General features: G+C 65.7%; 15 protein-coding genes. 10 read left to right on the top strand and 5 right to left on the bottom strand.

The features are described from left to right. Window positions 1–123 precede the first annotated feature (123 nt). Genes I6F36_RS13455 through I6F36_RS13440 form a run of 4 tightly spaced genes read left to right on the top strand, consistent with a single transcriptional unit; the run spans window position 124 to window position 4,401 of the window. Complete coding sequence (locus I6F36_RS13455) at window positions 124–2,205, top strand: M3 family metallopeptidase (RefSeq protein ID WP_225171575.1); 2,082 nt, start codon at window positions 124–126, stop codon at window positions 2,203–2,205. After that, complete coding sequence (locus I6F36_RS13450) at window positions 2,205–2,843, top strand: DUF1007 family protein (RefSeq protein WP_225171574.1); 639 nt, start codon at window positions 2,205–2,207, stop codon at window positions 2,841–2,843. The genes I6F36_RS13455 and I6F36_RS13450 overlap by 1 nt, the downstream gene beginning before the upstream one ends. Further along, complete coding sequence (locus I6F36_RS13445; RefSeq protein WP_225171573.1) at window positions 2,840–3,955, top strand: nickel/cobalt transporter; 1,116 nt, start codon at window positions 2,840–2,842, stop codon at window positions 3,953–3,955. Before I6F36_RS13450 ends, I6F36_RS13445 begins: the two co-directional genes overlap by 4 nt. Before the next feature lie 8 nt (window positions 3,956–3,963). Beyond that, window positions 3,964–4,401 carry a thioesterase family protein gene (locus tag I6F36_RS13440; protein WP_225171572.1) on the top strand — a complete coding sequence of 146 codons (438 nt, stop codon included), beginning with the start codon at window positions 3,964–3,966 and terminating at the stop codon, window positions 4,399–4,401. Between the two features lie 7 nt (window positions 4,402–4,408). Here the strand turns inward: I6F36_RS13440 and I6F36_RS13435 are convergent, their stop codons facing one another. After that, the gene (locus I6F36_RS13435; protein WP_035997738.1) at window positions 4,409–4,807 is read right to left on the bottom strand and encodes an MAPEG family protein; all 399 of its coding nucleotides are present in this window, start codon (window positions 4,805–4,807) and stop codon (window positions 4,409–4,411) included. An 83-nt stretch (window positions 4,808–4,890) separates the two neighbouring features. On the opposite strand from I6F36_RS13435, the gene hemH reads away from it, so the two are divergent. The 4 genes from hemH (at window position 4,891) to I6F36_RS13415 (ending at window position 8,718) form a co-directional block, all read left to right on the top strand. Continuing rightward, window positions 4,891–5,928: a ferrochelatase gene (hemH, locus tag I6F36_RS13430; protein WP_109142384.1), complete on the top strand. Its 1,038-nt coding sequence runs from the start codon at window positions 4,891–4,893 to the stop codon at window positions 5,926–5,928. 10 nt (window positions 5,929–5,938) lie between these two features. After that, window positions 5,939–6,916 carry an ABC transporter substrate-binding protein gene (locus I6F36_RS13425; protein WP_225171571.1) on the top strand — a complete coding sequence of 326 codons (978 nt, stop codon included), beginning with the start codon at window positions 5,939–5,941 and terminating at the stop codon, window positions 6,914–6,916. Window positions 6,917–7,259: 343 nt separating this feature from the next. Further along, a complete protein-coding gene (locus tag I6F36_RS13420) occupies window positions 7,260–8,249 on the top strand; it encodes an SPFH domain-containing protein (RefSeq protein ID WP_225134571.1) in 990 nt (329 codons plus the stop codon). Between the two features lie 25 nt (window positions 8,250–8,274). Next, window positions 8,275–8,718 (top strand): NfeD family protein, encoded by a 444-nt coding sequence (locus I6F36_RS13415; RefSeq protein WP_036021378.1) that lies wholly within the window; start codon window positions 8,275–8,277, stop codon window positions 8,716–8,718. A 181-nt stretch (window positions 8,719–8,899) separates the two neighbouring features. Here the strand turns inward: I6F36_RS13415 and I6F36_RS13410 are convergent, their stop codons facing one another. Further along, complete coding sequence (locus I6F36_RS13410) at window positions 8,900–9,226, bottom strand: helix-turn-helix domain-containing protein (RefSeq protein WP_225171570.1); 327 nt, start codon at window positions 9,224–9,226, stop codon at window positions 8,900–8,902. Between the two features lie 71 nt (window positions 9,227–9,297). On the opposite strand from I6F36_RS13410, the gene I6F36_RS13405 reads away from it, so the two are divergent. After that, window positions 9,298–9,849 carry a carboxymuconolactone decarboxylase family protein gene (locus I6F36_RS13405; RefSeq protein WP_035997775.1) on the top strand — a complete coding sequence of 184 codons (552 nt, stop codon included), beginning with the start codon at window positions 9,298–9,300 and terminating at the stop codon, window positions 9,847–9,849. A 164-nt stretch (window positions 9,850–10,013) separates the two neighbouring features. Here the strand turns inward: I6F36_RS13405 and I6F36_RS13400 are convergent, their stop codons facing one another. Then, a complete protein-coding gene (locus tag I6F36_RS13400) occupies window positions 10,014–11,021 on the bottom strand; it encodes an SIS domain-containing protein (protein ID WP_225171569.1) in 1,008 nt (335 codons plus the stop codon). 191 nt (window positions 11,022–11,212) lie between these two features. On the opposite strand from I6F36_RS13400, the gene I6F36_RS13395 reads away from it, so the two are divergent. Then, entirely contained in the window at window positions 11,213–12,955 is a 1,743-nt protein-coding gene (locus I6F36_RS13395) for an outer membrane beta-barrel protein (protein WP_225171568.1), read from the top strand. A gap of 183 nt (window positions 12,956–13,138) precedes the next feature. Here I6F36_RS13395 and I6F36_RS13390 read toward each other — a convergent pair whose 3' ends face one another. Together I6F36_RS13390 and gltB are read right to left on the bottom strand one after the other, a co-directional pair. Beyond that, on the bottom strand, window positions 13,139–14,590 hold the full coding sequence (locus I6F36_RS13390; protein ID WP_225171567.1) for a glutamate synthase subunit beta: 1,452 nt from the start codon (window positions 14,588–14,590) through the stop codon (window positions 13,139–13,141). 155 nt (window positions 14,591–14,745) lie between these two features. After that, a complete protein-coding gene (gltB, locus tag I6F36_RS13385) occupies window positions 14,746–19,491 on the bottom strand; it encodes a glutamate synthase large subunit (protein ID WP_225171566.1) in 4,746 nt (1,581 codons plus the stop codon). Window positions 19,492–19,794 lie beyond the last annotated feature (303 nt).

The raw sequence follows: 19,794 nt of genomic DNA, 5'->3' as shown, positions 1-19,794 counted from the left end.
CCTGGCTTCGAGGGCCGCAATCTCCCCGAAAAGGAGGCTGGGGGCAAGGGCAAACGGCCCAAAAAAGCCCCACGCGTGCTATAGCTGGCCGCAACAATCGAGCCACGAAATCCGGGACTTGTGATGTCAGAACCCCGCCAAACTACGGACGCCGAGACCAATCCGCTGCTGAAGGCCTGGGTGACGCCGTTCGCGACCCCGCCCTTCGACGAGATCAAGCCGGAGCATTTCCTGCCGGCCTTCGAGCAGGCCTTCGCCGACCACGCCGCCGAGATCGCGGCGATCACCAACGATCCCGCGGCGCCCGACTTCGCCAATACCATCACGGCGCTGGAGCGCTCGGGCAAGCTCCTGAGCAAGGTCGCGGCGGTCTTCTACGACCTCGTCTCGGCGCATTCCAACCCGGCCATCCTGGAGATCGACAAGGAGGTCTCCTTGCGGATGGCGCGGCACTGGAATCCGATCATGATGAACGCCGTGCTGTTCGGCCGCATCGCCCATCTGCACGAGAACCGCGCGGGTCTCGGTCTCACGCCCGAGCAGCTCCGCCTCTTGGAGCGCACCTACACCCGCTTCCACCGCGCCGGCGCCGGCCTCTCCGAAGAAGCCAAGGTGCGGATGGCCGAGATCAACGAGCGGCTGGCCCAGCTCGGCACCGGCTTCAGCCACCATCTGCTCGGCGACGAGCAGGACTGGTTCCTGGAGCTCGGGGAGTCCGACCGCCAGGGCCTGCCGGAGAGCTTCGTCGCCAGCGCCAAGGCTGCGGCGGAAGAGCGCGGCATGGCAGGCAAGGCCATCGTCACGCTGTCGCGCTCCTCGGTCGAAACGTTCCTGAAGAGCTCCGCCCGGCGTGACCTCCGCGAGAAGGTCTACAAGGCCTTCATCGCGCGCGGCGACAACGGCAACGCCAATGACAACAATGCGACCATTGTCGAGATCCTGAAGCTGCGCGAGGAGAGCGCCGGGCTCCTGGGCTATCCGACCTACGCCGCCTACCGGCTCGAGGACTCCATGGCCAAGACGCCGGACGCGGTGCGCGGCCTGTTGGAGCGGGTCTGGAAGCCGGCCCGCGCCCGCGCGCTTGCCGACCGCGACGAGATGCAGGCGCTGATCACGGAGGAGGGCGGCAATTTCAAGCTCGCCCCTTGGGACTGGCGCTTCTACGCCGAGAAGCTGCGTCTGCAGCGCGCCAATTTCGACGATTCCGCGATCAAGCCGTATCTCGGTCTCGACAACATGATCGCCGCCGCCTTCGACTGCGCCACGCGCCTGTTCGGCGTCACCTTCGAGGAGCGCAAGGACGTTCCGGTCTGGCACCCGGACGTCCGGGTCTGGGAGATGAAGGACAGGGGCGGCAAGCACAAGGCGCTGTTCTATGGCGACTACTTCGCCCGGCCGTCCAAGCGCTCCGGCGCCTGGATGACCTCGCTGCGCGACCAGCAGAAGCTCGACGGCGACGTCGCGCCGCTGGTTCTCAACATCTGCAATTTCGCCAAGGGCGCCGGCGGCGAGCCGTCGCTGCTGTCGCCCGACGATGCCCGCACCCTGTTCCACGAGTTCGGCCACGGCCTGCACGGCATGCTCTCCAACGTGACCTATCCCTCGCTGTCGGGCACCTCCGTGTTCACCGACTTCGTCGAGCTGCCGTCACAGCTCTACGAGCACTGGCAGGAGCGGCCCGAGGTGCTGCAGAAGTTCGCCCGCCACTACCAGACCGGCGAGCCGCTGCCGGACGACCTGCTGCAACGCTTCCTCGCCGCGCGAAAATTCAACCAGGGCTTTGCCACGGTCGAGTTCGTCTCCTCGGCGCTGGTCGACCTGGAATTCCACACCCAGCCGGCCGCCGCCGCGCAGGATGTCCGCGCCTTCGAGCGACGCGAGCTGGAGAAGATCGGCATGCCCGAGGAGATCGCGCTGCGTCACCGGCCGACGCAATTCGGCCACATCTTCACCGGCGACCATTACGCCGCCGGCTATTACAGCTACATGTGGTCGGAGGTGATGGACGCCGACGCCTTCGGCGCGTTCGAGGAAGCCGGCGACATCTTCGATCCCGCCGTGGCCAAGCGCCTGCACGACGACATCTATTCGTCGGGCGGATCGGTCGATCCGGAAGCCGCCTACGAGGCGTTCCGCGGCCGCCCGCCGGAGCCGGATGCGCTGCTCCGCCGCCGCGGCCTGCTCGAAGACGCCAGGGCGGCCTGATGAACATGCGCGCCCTGTTCGGATGCCTGCTCGCCGCCGCGATGTCGCTCGTATCAGGTGCGGCGAGCGCGCATCCCCATGTCTGGATCACCGCGACCAGCGAATTGCTCTATGCTGCCGACGGCAGCGTCACCGGCGTGCGCCACGCCTGGACCTTCGACGACATGTTCTCGGCCTATGCGGTGCAGGGGCTCGAGAGCAAGACCAAGGGCGCATACACAAGCGAGGAGCTGAAGCCCCTGGCGCAGACCAACGTCGAGTCCTTGAAGGAATACGCCTACTTCACCTTCGCCAAGGCCGACGGGAAGAAGGAGCGGTTCCAGGAGCCGGTCGACTATTTCCTCGACTACAAGGACACGGTGCTGACCCTGCACTTCACCTTGCCGCTGAAGAATCCGGTCAAGCCCAGGCAGCTGGTGCTCGAAGTGTTCGACCGCTCCTTCTTCATCGACTTCCAGATGGCCAAGGACAGTCCGGTTAAGCTGGTCGGTGCGCCCCCGGGGTGCCAGATGAAGCTGGAGCGGCCGAACGACGGCACCGCGAGCGCGCAGAAGCTGAACGAGCAGACCTTCCTGAACGGTGAGAACTCGAATTTCGGCATGATGTTCGCCAACAAGATCACGGTGGATTGCCCTTGAAGCCGCAACTCTCTCCGCTTGCGCGCGGGCTGCTCGCCACTGCCGCTGTGCTGCTGGTCGTGGCCGTGACTGATGCCGCGCTTCAAGATCTCCTCGCGCAAAACCCGTTCGGCGCGCCGCGACCGGCGCAGGCGGCCGAGCCTGAAGCGAGCGGCCTCATCGGCTGGCTGCTCGCCAAGCAGTCGGAATTCTATCGTCAGATGTCGGCAACCATCCGCGCCGCAAAATCCGATGGCTCGGCGGTGTGGACGCTGCTCTTTATCTCGTTCGCCTATGGCGTCTTCCACGCCGCCGGTCCCGGCCACGGCAAGGCGGTGATCGCCTCCTATCTGGTCGCCAACCGCGAGACGGCGCAGCGCGGCATCGCGCTGTCCTTTGCCTCGGCCCTGATGCAGTCGCTGGTCGCGATCCTCATCGTCGGCATCTCGGCCTGGCTGCTGAATGCGACGGCCAAGACGATGTGCAAGGCGGAAGGCGTGATCGAGATTGCGAGCTACGCCCTGATCGCGCTGTTCGGCCTGCGCCTGGTCTGGGTCAAGGGCCGCACCTTCGTCCGCGCATTTCAGGCCATCCAGCCGGTGCCGGCGATGGCGGGCGTGCCGCACGACCATGATCACCACCATCATGATGCGCATGATCATCATCACCACGATCACGGCCATGATCAACACCATGGCCACGGCCACGCTCACCATCACCACGGGCACGACCACGTCCACGACGAGCATTGCGGCCATTCCCACGGACCCACGCCAAGCGAACTCGCCGGCCCCGGCGGCTGGCGGCGCGGCTTCGCTGCGATCCTGACCGTCGGCATCCGCCCCTGCTCGGGCGCAATCCTGGTCCTGGTGTTCGCGCTGGCGCAGGGCCTGTTCTGGGCAGGGATCGCCGCGACCTTCCTGATGGGGTTGGGCACCGCGATCACGGTGGCGGCCATTGCTGTCGTCGCCGTCTCCGCCAAGGACATCGCCGCCCGCCTCAGCGCCGGACGCGACGGCGGTGGCGCGCTGTTTATGCGCGGCATCGAGTTCGGCGCCGCGGGTCTGGTCCTGCTGTTCGGCGTCGGCCTCCTGTTCGGCTACATCGCCGCCGAACGGACCACGTGTTTTTGAGGCGATAGATGTCGCGCGAACACTTCTGGTTCTTCCATCCGTTCCGGGTGCGCTATTCCGAGATCGACGGCCAGGGCGTCGTCTTCAACGCGCATTATTTGACCTATTTCGACACCACCATCACCGAATATTTCCGCGCGCTCGGCTTCGACCAATATGCGGATGCAAAGGCGAGCGGCATCGATTTCCACGTCGTCAAATCGCTGATCGAGTACAAGGCGCCTGTTAGGTTCGACTGGGAGCTCGACGTTGGCGCGCGCGTGGCGCGGATCGGCAATTCAAGTCTCGTGTTCGAGCTCGCGATTTTCCTGAAGGGTGGCACGGATGCGCTGGTGACCGGCGAGATCGTCTGGGTCTACACCGACCAGAAGACCCATCGTCCGGTCACGATCCCGGCATCGATGCGGGCACTGATCGCGACGCGCGAGCGGCATCTGTCGGCGTGAGGCCGCCTCACACCGGCAGAAACCGCTTCAACGCCGGCATGAAGAAGATGCCGAGATTGATCGCAAAGCCGATGCTCCAGAGGATCGAGCGCAGCGTCGGGCGGTTGCCGAGATACGTCAGCACATAGGCAATCCGCACGATCAGGAACAGCGCCGCGAGCTCGTCGATCAGCCGCTGCGGCGCTTCCCTGTATTCGGCGAGCAGCACCGCGAACGCAAAGAACGGAAACGTCTCGATGCCGTTCTGGTGCGCGCCGAGCGCCCGTTGCGACAGGGCGTCCTCATAGAAGGCGGGGTCGCGCGGCCGGGAATTGTCGAAGCGGCGAAACCTGATCCATTTGACCGTGACGATCGTCGACAGATAGAGCAGCAGCGCCCCGAAGACGCACCATTCCGCGAGTGTCATCCTGCCTCCCCCCGCTTGGGTGCGACCCTAGCGAACCCCGGCTCATCTTGACAAGTTCGGACCAACGCGCGACCCAACCAGTCATGAACAGCGTCCTCCCCCTCGAGACCGCGAAACCGGCCACCCGATCCGCCCTACCGCGCGTCGGCGTGCTCCTGATCAATCTCGGAACGCCCGATACGGCCGATGCTCCGGGCGTGCGGGTCTACCTCAAGGAGTTCCTCAGCGACGCCCGCGTCATCGAGGACCAGGGCCTGATCTGGAAACTGGTGCTGAACGGGATCATTCTGCGCAGCCGTCCGCGCACCAAGGCGCTCGACTACCAGAAGATCTGGAACAATGAGCGGAACGAGTCGCCGCTGAAAACCATCACGCGCTCGCAAAGCGACAAGCTCGCGGCCGCCTTGTCGGACCGCGACAACGTCGTCGTGGATTGGGCGATGCGCTACGGCAATCCGTCGATCAAGTCGGGCATCGACGCGCTGATCGCGAAGGGCTGCGAGCGTATCCTGGCCGTGCCGCTCTATCCGCAATATTCGGCCTCGACCTCGGCGACCGTCTGCGACGAAGTCTTCCGCGTGCTCGCGCAGCTGCGGAACCAGCCGACTCTGCGGGTGACGCCGCCCTACTATGACGACGAAGCCTATATCGAGGCGCTCGCCGCCTCGATCGAGGGCCATCTGGCGACGCTGTCCTTCAAGCCGGAGCTGATCGTGGCATCCTTCCACGGCATGCCGAAAGCCTATGTCGACAAGGGCGATCCCTATCAGCAGCACTGCATCGCGACGACCGAGGCGCTGCGCCGCCGGCTCGGCATGGACGAGACCAAGCTGCTGCTGACCTTCCAGTCGCGCTTCGGCAACGACGAGTGGCTGCAGCCCTATACCGACAAGACCATGGAGCGGCTTGCCAAAGAGGGCGTGCGCCGCATCGCGGTGGTGACGCCGGGCTTTTCCGCCGACTGCCTGGAGACGCTAGAGGAGATCGCGCAGGAGAACGCGGAGATCTTCAAGCACAATGGCGGCGAGCAGTTTTCCGCGATCCCCTGCCTCAACGACAGCGGACCGGGCATGGACGTGATCCGCACCCTGGTGCTGCGCGAGCTCCAGGGCTGGATCTGATGGGCGTCCCATGAACCGCCGCCGGTGCCTGGCGCTTCTGGGGATGCTCGCGGCGCTGCCGGCCCCGGCCCTGGCGCAGCAGCCGAACGCGACACGGCGGCTCGGCGTGCTCTCGGTCACGGCTGCTGATGATGCGATCGGCCAGACGCGCAGCATGGCCCTGGTCGAAGCGCTCGTCGGCCAAGGCTGGAAGGAGCGCGACAATCTCAAGATCGATTGGCGCAACGGCGGCGGCGAGCGCGCCCGCATCGCGCAGCTCGCCGACGAGCTGATCGCGCTCAAGCCCGACATCCTGCTTGCGGTCGGCACACCCTCGGTCGAAGAGCTGCGCCGGCGCACCACGACGATCCCGATCGTGTTCGCCGTCGTCACCGATCCCGTCAGCCAGGGCTTTGTCGAAAACCTCGCGCATCCCGGCGGCAACCTCACCGGCTTTACCGATTACGATGGTCCGCTGGCCGGCAAATGGCTGGAGATGCTGACGCAGGTCACGCCGAAGGTGTCCCGCGTTGCGGTCGTCTTCAATCCCGCCACCGCGCCGTTTGCGCCCCTGATGCTGCGCGCCATCGAGGACGCCGCACGGACGCTGCGCCTGACGGTCGAGCCCGCGCCCGTCCGTGACGCCGTCTCGATCGGGGCGCTGGCTTCCAGGCAAGACGGCGCCATCCTGGTCCTGCCGGACTTCTTCACCATGGCCAACCGCGCGCAACTGCTCTCGGCGATCGCACAGGCGCGTGTGCCCGCGGTGTTCTGGAGCCGTACCTTCGTCGACGAAGGTGGGCTGATGTCCTACAGCACCGACAGCGTCGAGCAGCTTCGCCGCGCCGCGGACTATATCGATCGGATCCTGAAGGGCGCACGGCCGGCCGACCTGCCGGTGCAGAATCCCACCAAGTTCGAGCTGGTGATCAACCTGAAGGCGGCGAGAGCGCTCGGCGTCACGCTTTCCCCGGGCCTGCTTGCAATTGCGAATGACGTGATCGAATGAACCCGTCCGTGACGGACGCCTCGCCCGAATTCGTTAATTTCCGGTGCTAGAGCATGATCCGGAAAAGTGTGAAGCGGTTTTCCGAAAAGATCATGCTCAAACAATGACCTAAAGCGCGATGACGATTCATCATGATCGCATCGCGGTTCAGGCCTGCGCCCGCGCGCTTTCAAGAGCCTGTCGCAAATACAAATCGCGACCGTTCTCTTGCTGTGCGTCTTGTGTGGAATTGCTCCGATACCGACGTGAATTGCGACCGCTGAACCGGTAGGATCGTGATCCCGACCAATGACAGCGCCGGAAAGGGCTTTTTCCTGACGTCTTGTCCCGGCTTGGAGGAGATATGAGCGGCTTCGACATTTTCGCGATTGTTCTGGTGTTGCTCGTCATCGTCACGCTGGTCGCCGGCGTGAAGACGGTGCCGCAGGGCTATGACTGGACCATCGAGCGGTTCGGCAAATACACCCAGACGCTGAGCCCCGGGCTCAATTTGATCGTGCCCTATTTCGATCGCGTCGGGCGCAAGATCAACATGATGGAGCAGGTGATCGACATTCCCGAGCAGGAGGTGATCACCAAGGACAACGCCACCGTGACGGTGGACGGCGTCGCCTTCTATCAGGTGTTCGATGCCGCCAAGGCGAGCTACGAGGTCGCCAACCTGAACCAGGGGATCACGGTGCTCACCATGACCAACATCCGCTCGGTGATGGGCTCGATGGACCTCGACCAGGTGCTGTCGCACCGCGACGAAATCAACGAGCGCCTGCTCCGTGTGGTCGACGCCGCGGTCTCGCCCTGGGGCGTCAAGGTCAACCGCATCGAGATCAAGGACATCGTGCCGCCCGCCGACCTGGTCGAAGCCATGGGGCGGCAGATGAAGGCCGAGCGGGTCAAGCGCGCCGACATTCTCGCGGCCGAAGGCCAACGCCAGTCCGAGATCCTGCGCGCCGAGGGCGCCAAGCAGGGTCAGATCCTCCAGGCGGAAGGCCGCCGCGAGGCCGCCTTCCGCGATGCCGAGGCGCGCGAGCGGTCGGCGGAAGCCGAGGCCAAGGCCACGCAAATGGTCAGCGAGGCCATCGCCAAGGGCGATGTCGCTGCGCTAAACTATTTTATCGCCGATAAGTATATCAAGGCATTCGGGCAGCTGGCCGACTCGCCGAACCAGAAGGTCATCATGCTTCCGGTCGAAGCGATGAGCATGCTGGGCTCGCTCGCCGGTATCGGCGAAATTGCGAAGGCCACGTTCGGGGAGAGCGCGGTGGCCGCGGCCCGCCGCGGCGGCTCGGTACCGTCGTCGGGCCCGACACTGCCGTCCGTGCCGCAGCAATAACGGGACTATTCACAGAGGTCGTGTCATGACCGACATGTTCGTATCGCTCGGCAACTGGAACTGGCTGATCCTCGGCTTCATCCTGATGGCGCTGGAGGTGCTGGCGCCGGGCATCTTCCTGTTCTGGCTTGGGCTCGCTGCGCTGCTGGTCGGCCTGATCTCGTTCGCGGCTGCGATCTCCTGGCAGATCCAGCTCGTGATGTTCGCGATCTTCGCCGCCGCCGCCGTGCCGGTCTGGCGCCGTCTGGCCAAGCCGAAGCCGGACGCCAGCGCCAGTCCGTTCCTCAACAAGCGTACCGAAGCCCTGCTCGGCCGTGAGTTCACGCTGGAGAAGCCGATCATCGACGGCACCGGCACCGTGCGCATCGGCGACACGGTATGGCGCGTGGCTGGGCCCGATACGCCGGCCGGCACGCGGGTGAAGGTGGTACAGGTCGACGGCGCGAACCTGACGGTCGCCGCGGCGTGAGGACTTTTCCCCTCTCCCCTTGCGGGAGAGGGTGGCTCGCCGCAAAGCGGCGAGACGGGTGAGGGGTTTCTCTCCGCGATAGCTAAGCTGAGTTCGTGGAGAGAGACCCCTCATCCGGCGCTTCGCGCCACCTTCTCCCACAAAGGGAGAAGGAACACCAGCGCGTGGCAACGAGTGATGCTCACCTTCTCCATCGCTCCGCAAACCTGTGCAGTGGCATGAAGGTCTCGCACAATTCCCGGCCCAGCGGTGTCAGTCCGTAACCTCCGCCGTCGCCCAGCTCCACGAAGCCGGCCTCGCGCAGCTCGGTCAGCCGGGCCTGCAGCACCGTGGGCGAGGCCTCGTCGCAGGCGCTGCGCAGGGCGCGCGAGGTGAGGGGCTCTCCGCCCAACTCCCACAAGATCCGCAAGGCCCAGCGCCGGCCGAGCAGGTCGAGCAAAGCCATGATCGGCCGTCCGGTGCGCGAGCCGCGGACGCGGCGTTCTGCTGTTGTCGCCCGTTTCGCCATGGTCACCTCTTGCGTCATGCTACGGATAATGTAGCGTACTGCTACGGTAAATGTAGCAACGGAAATCGCTCATGTCCCAGGCCTCACCGCGCATCGCCCCGCTCTCGCCGCCTTATCCCCTGGACATCCAGGCGCAGTTCGACCGCATCATGCGGGGTGCGCCCCCGCTGGTGCTGTTCCGGGTGATGGCGGGCCATGACCGCGCCTGGGACAAGTTTCGCGCGGGCGGGCTGCTTGATCCGGGGCCGCTCTCGCTGCGGCAGCGTGAGATCGTCATCGACCGCACCTGCGCGCTGAACGGATGCGAATACGAATGGGGCGTGCATGTCGCGATCTTCGCCGGGCCGGCGAAGCTCACCGCGGAGGAGGTGCGTGCGACGGTGCTGGGTGATGCGAATTCGGCTCTTTGGTCGCCGGCCGAGCAGGCGCTGATCGCAGCCGTCGACGCGCTGCATCATCGCGCGACACTCGCGGACGAGGAGTTCGCCGCGCTGTCGACGCATTACGACGAGGCGCAGATCCTGGAGATCATGCTGCTGTGCGGCTTCTATCGCACGGTGTCGTATCTGGCGAACGGGCTGCGCTTGCCGCTGGAGGAGAACGCGGCGCGGTTTCCGGCGTAGGTCTCTCCACCGTCATTGCGAGGAGCGTCTCATCCTCACCGTCATTCCGGGGCGCGCGAAGCGCGAGCCCGGAATCCATCAGGCAGCGACCTCGGGGTGAAATGGATTCCGGGTTCGCGCCAAGTGGCGCGCCCCGGAATGACGGGTGAAGCGGGCTGCGCGCCCTACGCCACGCCCGCGCGCAGCAGATCGTGCAGATGCACGATCCCGACCACCTTGTCCGCTTCCGTCACCAGCAGCGAGGTGATCTTGCGGGTGTTCAGCACCTCGATCATCTCGGTCGCGAGCATCGAGGGCGGCACGGTCTTGGGCTGCTTGGTCATGATCTCGTCGACGGTCACCGTCAAAAGGTCAGGCCGCATGTGGCGGCGCAGATCGCCGTCGGTGATGATGCCGACGGCCTCGCCCGCATCGTTGACGATGCAGACGCAGCCGAGCCCCTTGGCCGACATCTCGACCACGGCCTCCGACATCTCGGTGCCGAGTGGCTTGAGCGGAATCTCAGCGCCGGTGCGCATGTAGTCGCGGACGAATTTCAGCATCGCGCCCAGCTTGCCGCCGGGGTGGAAATGCGCGAACTCCAGCGCCGTGAAGCCGCGTCCCTCCAGCAGCGCGATCGCAAGCGCATCGCCGATCGCGGCCTGCATCAGCGTCGAGGTGGTCGGCGCCAGATTGTGCGGGCAGGCCTCGCGCGCCTTGGGCAGCTCGATCACGAGGTCGGCGGCCTGGCCGAGCGAGGACGAGGCGTTCGAGGTCACCGCGATCATGGGGATCGCAAAGCGCGCCGAATAGTTCACGAGGTTCTTCATCTCCGGCTGCTCGCCGGACCAGGACAGCGCCATGATGACGTCGTCGGGCGTGATCATGCCGAGGTCGCCATGACCGGCTTCGGCGGCGTGCACGAAGAAGGAAGGCGTGCCGGTCGAGGCCAGGGTCGCGGCGATCTTGCGGCCCATATGGCCTGATTTGCCGAGCCCGGTGACGATGACGCGGCCTTTGGCGTTGCGGATCAGCTCGACCGCCTTGGCGAACGGCTCGCCCAGCGGGCCGCGCAGCGCGGCGGCGAGAGCATTGATGCCGCCGCTCTCCGTCTCCAGGGTGCGGAGCGCGGATTCGACGCTATCGGGAATGGAGCCGGATGATTGGGTCATCAGCGGTTTCGAGCTCGGCATGGTCGGGTCCAGGGAGGAGGGGCGTTCGCCCATTGGCGCCTGCTTAGCACGCCCCGATCAGCGAGGCGACGCGCGCCCGAATGCCCTCAACCGGTCATTAACCATAATTGTTTTAACTCCATTAACGATGGTTCTCGCCAGCCGGCGGGGGTGATCGAGAAAGTGTTTGATTTCGTTGGGGTAATTCCATCGTGGGGTCGTCTCCAGGCAGGGGCCGGAGCAAGGTCGCGCATTTCCTGCGCGCCGCTTTGCCGTGCCTCGTGCTGACAGCCCTCGAAAGCGGCCCGGCGGCGGCCCAGGGCCTCACGCCCGACCTGTTCAATCCCAACCGCGGCGCCTTTGCTTCGCCTGACACGCTGCCGACCCGCCGCACCGCCGGCGTGTCGCAGGCGCCCTCCGACGCACTGCCGAGACTGCCTGATCCCAACGCCGACCCGCGCCAGCGCCAGCAGGCGCCGGCGAGCTCGCGTGTCGGTCAGGTCCCGACCTACGGCCTGCCGGCCGCCACCGGCGCGAGCGGCTCCGGCTACGACTCGCTCAACCGCAAGCGCCAGCAGCCCAAGCTCTATCCGGGCCAGCCGAAGCCGAAGCGCGCCACAGGTCCCGGCTCACCGCCGCCGCCCGCAACGCCGGCCACGACGCTGGGCCCGCCGCGCATCGCGCCACCGCCCTCCGAGACCGCGCACAAGGTCCCGGTGCCGGCGGCGATGGCGGGCAACGTGCCCGGCCAGCCGCTGCGCCGCCGCCTCAGGGCCGATGACGATCCGTTCGGCGCGGTCGGCGATTACGCCGGCAGCTTCCTGATCAAGGGCGGGCTCGAGCTCTCCGCCGGCTACGACAGCAATCCGACGCGCCTCAACAGACCGGTCGGTTCGCCCGCCTATGTCATCGCGCCCGATCTGCTCGTGGTGTCGGATTGGGAGCGCCACGCACTGGTCGCCGATCTGCGCGGCTCGTTCTCGGGCTACACCAACGACATGCCGGCGACGATCAACGGCTTGGCCTCGCCGTCGCCGGTCGAGGCCAATCGTCCCGACTTCAACGGCCATGTCGACGGCCGGCTCGACGTCACCCGCGATTTCAAGCTGACCTCGCAGCTGCGCCTGCGGCTCGCCACCGACAATCCCGGCAGCCCCAATGTGCAGGCCGGCCTGCAGAGATATCCGGTCTACGCCGCCTATGGCACGACGCTCGGCTTCGACCAGACCTTCAACCGCTTCCAGGTCGCCGCCGGCGCCACGATCGACCGCACCGCCTACACCGATTCCAAGCTCACCGACGGCTCGACCTTCAGCAACGACGACCGCAACTTCAACCAGTACGGCGGCGTCGGTCGCTTCTCCTACGACCTCAAGCCGGGCCTGAAGCCCTTCGTCGAGATCCAGGGCGACACCCGCGTCCACGACCAGGCCGCCGACCGCAACGGCTATTTCCGCGATTCCAACGGCGGCTATGCCAAGGTCGGCTCGTCCTTCGAGTTCTCGCGCATCCTCACCGGCGAGATCTCGGTCGGCTATTCCGCGCGCAGCTACACCGATCCGCGCCTCAGCCAGCTCGCAGGGTTTCTGACCACGGGCTCGCTGATCTGGAGCGCCAGCGGCCTCACCACGGTGAAGTTCTTCACCGACACGCAGATATCGGAGACCACGGTCCCCGGCTCATCCGGCGTCCTGGTGCGCACTTACTCCGCCCAAGTCGACCACGACTTCCGCCGCTGGCTCACCGCGGTCGGCAAGTTCACCTACGGCACGCTCGACTACCAGGGCCAGAACCGCAACGACAAGACCTACTCGTTCGAAAGCAATTTGATCTACAAGCTCAACCGCAACATCTGGGTCAAGGGCACGCTGCGCCACGACATCCTGAATTCGAGCCAGCCGGGCTCGAGCTCGCAGGGCACGGTGGTGCTGCTCGGGGTGAGGCTGCAGAATTGAGGCGCTTGTTAGCGCGTCGCACGAGACGAAGCCGAAAGGCGCGGCTCTCTCCAATTGTCATTCCGGGGCGCGCCACTTGGCGCGAGCCCGGAATCCATCGGGCGTCTGGGTTGGTGATGAATGGATTCTCAGGTGCGCAATTGCGCACCATAGCTCGCGCTTCGCGCGCCCCGGAATGACATCTCAGCGCGGCAAATCCGTCTTCCCCATAAGGAACGTATCGATCGACCGCGCGCACAGCCGGCCCTCGCGGATCGCCCACACGACGAGCGATTGCCCACGCCGCATGTCGCCGGCGGTGAACACGTTGGGGCGCGAGGTCTGGTAGTCCAGCGTGTTGGCCTTGACGTTGCCGCGCGGGTCGAGCTCGACCGCGAGCAGCTTGAGCAGGCCCTCGTGCACGGGATGGACGAAGCCCATCGCGAGCAGGACCAGCTCGGCATCGAGCTCGAACTCGGTGCCGGCAATCGGCTTGAACTTGTCGTCGACGCGGACGCAGTGCAGCTTCTTGACCTGGCCGTTCTCGCCCGAGAACTTCTGAGTCAGCACGGCGTATTCGCGCACCGCGCCTTCGGCCTGGCTCGAGGAGGTCCGCATCTTCAGCGGCCAGTTCGGCCAGGTCAGGCCCTTGTTCTCGCGCTCGGGGGGAGCGGGCATGATCTCGAGCTGGGTCACCGACAGCGCGCCCTGGCGCAGCGAGGTGCCGATGCAGTCGCTTCCGGTGTCGCCGCCGCCGATGACGACGACATGCTTGCCGCCGGCCAGGATCTCCCGGACGCCGCCGAGCGGCTCCTCGGAGACGCGGCGGTTCTGCTGCGGCAGGAAGTCCATGGCGTAGTGGATGCCGGACAGCTCACGGCCGGGGATCGGCAGGTCGCGCGGGGCTTCCGCGCCGCCGGTCAGGGCGATCGCATCGTGCTCGTTGAGCATCTCGCGCGGATCGACGTTGCCGTCAGCGCCGACGTGGCTGTTGTAGTGGAAGGTGACGCCTTCGGCTTCCATCTGCGCCACGCGGCGGTCGATGACGCCCTTCTCCATCTTGAAGTCGGGAATGCCGTAGCGCAGCAGGCCGCCGGCCTTGGCGTACTTCTCGTAGAGGTGGACGTCGTGGCCGGCGCGCGCCAGCTGCTGCGCACAGGCCATGCCGGCCGGACCCGAGCCGATCACCGCGACTTTCTTGCCGGTCTTCACAGTCGCGACTTCCGGCTGGAGCCAGCCATTGTCCCAGGCGCGATCGACGATCGCGCATTCGATGGTCTTGATGGTGACGGGGTTGTCGTCGATGTTGAGCGTGCAGGACGCCTCGCACGGCGCCGGGCAAATGCGCCCCGTGAACTCCGGGAAATTGTTGGTCGAATGCAGGTTGCGCGAGGCCTCTTCCCAATTGCCCTGGTAGACGAGGTCGTTCCAGTCGGGAATCTGGTTGTTGACCGGACAGCCCGGCGTGCCCGGCGCGACCGAGCCGGTGCCGTGGCAATAGGGAATGCCGCAATTCATGCAGCGCGCGGCCTGGTCGCGCACCTCCTTCTCGGAGAGCGGAACGACGAATTCCTTGTAATGCTTCACGCGCTCGGCGACCGGGGTGTACTTGCGGTCGTGCCGTTCGATTTCCAGAAAACCCGTGATCTTGCCCATTAAACCCGAAGTCCCTGCCGCTTAAGCTCTTTGTTCTCTCACTCCTCATCCTGAGGAGCGGCGCGCCTTTCGCGCCGCGTCTCGAAGGATGGAGGCCCGGATGGTGACCTCATGGTTCGAGATGCGCTCCGCGCTCCTCACCATGAGGGTTTTTTCTACGCCCCGATCGCGATTTTCGGCTCGGCGTCCGCGTTGGCCGCCATCTCGCGCAGCGCGCGCCGGTACTCGACCGGCATCACCTTGCGGAATTTGGGCAGCCAGTCCTTCCAATTGGCAAGGATGTCGGCGGCGCGCTTGGAGCCGGTGGCTTTGGCGTGGCGCGAGATCAGGACGTGCAGCCGCTCGACGTCGGAGGCGAGCAGGTTCCTGAACACGTCGACCCGGCCATGCGCCTCGAGGTCGCCGGCATGGTGATAGGTGCCGGCGTTGATCAGCTCCTCCGACAGCACCGGCTCGAGCTCGACCATGCTGAGGTTGCACAGCTTGTCGAAGTCGCCGGCCTCGTCGAGCACGTAGGCGATACCGCCGGACATGCCGGCCGCGAAGTTGCGCCCGGTCTTGCCGAGCACGACCACGATGCCGCCGGTCATGTATTCGCAGCAATGATCGCCCGCGCCCTCGACCACGGCGACCGCGCCCGAGTTACGCACGGCAAAACGCTCGCCGGCGATGCCACGGAAGTAGCACTCGCCCTCGATCGCGCCGTACATCACGGTGTTGCCGACGATGATGCTCTCTTCCGGCACGATGGCCGAGTTCCTCGGCGGCTTGACGATGATCTTGCCGCCCGAGAGGCCCTTGCCGACATAGTCGTTGCCTTCACCTTCGAGCTCGAAGGTGACGCCGTGGGCGAGCCAGGCGCCGAAGGCCTGACCTGCGGTGCCCGTGAGGCTGACATGGATCGTGTCGTGCGGCAGGCCGGCATGGCCGTAGATCTTGGCGACCGCGCCGGACAGCATCGCGCCTGCGGAGCGGTTGGTGCTGTTGATGGCGGCCTCGATCTTCACCGGCGCGCCGCGATCGAGCGCTGCTTGCGCCTTCTCGATCAGCGTACGGTCGAGCACTGCTTCCAGATGATGGTTCTGGCGCTCGGAGTGATAGATCTTCTGGCCCTTCTCTTCCTTCTGCTTGACGAAGAGCTTGGAGAAGTCGAGCCCCTTGGCCTTCCAATGCGCGACCAGCTTGGTCTGGTCGAGCAGCTGCACCTGGCCGACCATCTCGTTGAAGGTGCGGAAGCCGAGCGAAGCCATGATCTCGCGGACTTCCTCCGCGACGAAAAAGAAGTAGTTGATCACGTGCTCGGGCTGGCCGGTGAAGCGCTTGCGCAGGACGGGGTCCTGGGTCGCGACGCCGACCGGGCAGGTGTTGAGATGGCACTTGCGCATCATGATACAGCCGGCCGCAATCAAGGGAGCGGTGGCGAAGCCGAACTCGTCGGCGCCCAGCAGCGCGCCGATCACGACGTCACGGCCGGTGCGGAAGCCGCCGTCGACCTGGACCACGATGCGGCTGCGCAGCCGCTCGCGCACCAGGGTCTGGTGGGTTTCGGCGAGCCCGATTTCCCACGGCGATCCCGCATGCTTGATCGAGGTCAGCGGCGAAGCACCCGTGCCGCCCTCGAAGCCCGCGATGGTGACATGGTCGGCGCGCGCCTTGGCGACGCCCGCGGCCACAGTGCCGACGCCGATCTCCGAGACGAGCTTGACCGAGACGTCGCCGGTCGGGTTGACGTTCTTGAGGTCGTAGATGAGCTGCGCCAGGTCCTCGATCGAGTAGATGTCGTGGTGCGGCGGCGGCGAGATCAGGCCGACGCCCGGCGTCGAGTGCCGGACTCTTGCGATGGTCGCGTCGACCTTGTGGCCGGGCAGCTGGCCACCTTCGCCGGGCTTGGCACCCTGCGCCATCTTGATCTGCATCATGTCGGAGTTGACGAGATACTCCGTCGTGACGCCGAAGCGGCCCGAGGCGACCTGCTTGATCGCCGAACGCATGGAATCGCCGTTCGGCATCGGCTTGAAGCGGTCGGCTTCCTCGCCGCCTTCGCCGGTGTTCGACTTGCCGCCGATCCGGTTCATGGCGATCGCGAGCGTGGTGTGCGCCTCGCGCGAGATCGAGCCGAAGCTCATCGCACCGGTGGCGAAACGCTTGACGATCTCCTTGGCCGGCTCGACCTGGTCGAGCGGGATCGGCTTGCGCTTTTCCTCCTCCGCGTTCTTGATCCGGAACAGGCCGCGTAGCGTCAGCAGGCGCTCCGACTGCTCGTTGAGGATCTTGGCGAAGGCGCGGTAGCGCTCCTGCGAATTGCCGCGCGCGGCGTGCTGCAGCAGCGACACAGACTCCGCGGTCCACGCATGGTCCTCGCCGCGGCTGCGATAGGCATATTCGCCGCCGACATCGAGCGCGGTCTTGTAGACCTGCGCCTCGCCGAACGCGTCGGCATGGCGGCGCACGGCTTCTTCCGCGATCTCCCCAAGGCCGACGCCCTCGACGCGGGTGTGCGTGCCGGCGAAGAACTTGGCGACGAAGTCGGCCTTGAGGCCGACCGCGTCGAAGATCTGCGCGCCGCAATAGGACTGGTAGGTCGAGATGCCCATCTTGGACATCACCTTGAGCAGGCCCTTGCCGATCGACTTGATGTAGCGCTTGACGATCTCATAGTCGTCGAGCGAGCCGGGCAGGCGGTCCTTCATCGCGGTGATGGTCTCGAACGCGAGGTACGGATTGATCGCTTCGGCGCCGTAGCCGGCAAGGCAGGCGAAGTGATGCACTTCGCGCGGCTCGCCGGATTCGACGACGAGGCCGACCGAGGTGCGCAGGCCGGTGCGGATCAGGTGATGATGCACGGCGGCGCAGGCGAGCAGCGATGGGATCGGCACGCGGTCGGTGCCGACCATGCGGTCGGACAGGATGATGATGTTGACGCCCTCGCGCACCGCGCTTTCGGCGCGCGCGCAGAGCTCGTCGAGCACCTGGTCCATGCCCGCCGCGCCGAGACCGGCGTGGAAGGTGGTGTCCAGCGTGCGCGACTTGAAGTGCGACTCCGCCACCTCCGAGATCGAGCGGATCTTTTCCAGGTCCGCGTCGGTCAGGATCGGCTGGCGCACTTCGAGGCGCTTGGTCGTGGCCATGCCCTGCAGGTCGAACAGGTTCGGCCGCGGCCCGATGATAGAGACGAGGCTCATCACCAGCTCTTCGCGGATCGGGTCGATCGGCGGGTTGGTGACCTGCGCGAAGTTCTGCTTGAAGTAGGTGAACAGCGGCTTGGCCTTGTCCGACAGCGCCGAGATCGGCGTGTCGTTGCCCATCGAGCCTGCGGCTTCTTCGCCCGTGGCCGCCATCGGCGTCATCAGGATGGTGATGTCTTCCTGGCTGTAGCCGAACGCCTGCTGGCGGTCGAGCAGCGACAGGTTTGAGCGCACGCCTGTCGTCGGCACCTTCGGCAGGTCTTCGAGCACGATCTGGGTCCGCTCGAGCCACTCCTTGTAGGGATGGCTGGCGGCGAGCGAAGCCTTGATCTCGTCGTCCGGGATCAGGCGGCCTTGCTCGAGGTCGACCAGCAGCATCTTGCCCGGCTGCAGCCGCCACTTGGTGATGATCTGGTCCTCGGGGATCGTCAGCACACCCATCTCGGACGCCATGACGATGCGGTCGTCCTTGGTGACGAGATAGCGCGCGGGCCGGAGGCCGTTGCGGTCGAGCGTGGCGCCGATCTGGCGGCCGTCGGTGAAGGCGATCGCGGCGGGGCCGTCCCACGGCTCCATCAGCGCGGCATGATATTCGTAGAAGGCGCGGCGCTTCTCATCCATCAAGGGATTGCCGGCCCACGCCTCCGGGATCATCATCATGACGGCGTGCGGCAGCGAGTAGCCGCCCTGCACCAGGAATTCGAGCGCGTTGTCGAAGCAGGCGGTGTCCGACTGTCCCTCATAGGAGATCGGCCAGAGCCGGTTGATGTCCTTGCCGTAGAGCTCGGAGCTGACCGAAGCCTGGCGTGCCGCCATCCAGTTGACGTTGCCGCGCAGCGTGTTGATCTCGCCGTTATGCGCGATCATGCGGTAGGGATGCGCCAGCGACCAGGCCGGGAAGGTGTTGGTCGAGAAGCGCTGGTGCACGAGCGCGAGCGCGCTCTCGAAGTCAGCCTCGTGCAGATCGGGATAGTACTTGCCGAGCTGGTCGGCGAGGAACATGCCCTTGTAGATCACGGTGCGGCAGGACATCGAGCACGGGTAATAGCCGGCGAGGCCGCGGTCGCGGCGTTGGTAGATCGCCTGCGAGATCGACTTGCGCAGGATGTAGAGCCGGCGCTCGAACTCGTCCTCGGTCTTGGCGGTGCCGTTGCGGCCGATGAACACCTGCATGCAGGCGGGCTCGGTCGGCTTCACGGTGACGCCCAGCGAGGAATTGTCGGTCGGCACGTCGCGCCAGCCGAGCAGGGTCAGGCCCTCTTCCTTGATCTGGTCGGCGACGATGCTCTTGATGACGTTGCGCCAGGCGGTGTCGCGCGGCATGAACAACGCGCCGATGGCGTATTCGCCGGGCGCCGGCAACTTGAAGCCGAGTTCGGAGGCCTTACGGCTGAAGAAGGCGTGCGGGATCTGCACCAGAATGCCGGCGCCGTCGCCGGCGCGCGGGTCGGCGCCGACGGCACCGCGATGCTCGAGGTTGCAGAGGATGCTCAGCGCGTCCGAGACGATCTCGTGCGACTTCTTGCCCTTGATGTTGGCGATGAAGCCGACGCCGCAAGAGTCCTTTTCCAGGCTGGGATCGTACAGGCCTTCGGCTTCGGGGCGCGAATTGTGCTCTTGAATCGGTGAGGTGATCGGATCGGTCGTTTTCGAGGCGACCGTCGCCGACAGCTCTTCTGCCACGATGTTTGCGCGCTCGAATTGCGACCCGTTCATTGTTCCTGTCCTCTCCATGCGGCAAGCTGCCTCACCGCCATCTTCGGCGCACCTTGGGCGTCCCGCGGCACCCGCTCCTGGGCCACCGCTCGTCCTCTGCGAGCCGCATTTTCTTAAATTCAGGCCTAGGCGTTCTTCGTCCCCGAGAACGGCTTTGCCTGGTACCTTGCCGGCGCTCGAGAGCACCAGTTCTCGCTGCAATCCCTATGCCGGAACCGCAGGCAAAATTGAGACAGTCTTCCTGTCCTAACCATCACCTTGCCAAATTTTTGTCTAGCACACAAGCGCGCGGAAGTCCCGATT

Origin of the sequence: Bradyrhizobium sp. BRP19 (genome assembly GCF_020194195.1) — a bacterium.
GTDB classification, from domain to species: Bacteria; Pseudomonadota; Alphaproteobacteria; order Rhizobiales; family Xanthobacteraceae; genus Bradyrhizobium; species Bradyrhizobium yuanmingense.
This window is presented reverse-complemented; position numbering and strand designations above follow the sequence as displayed.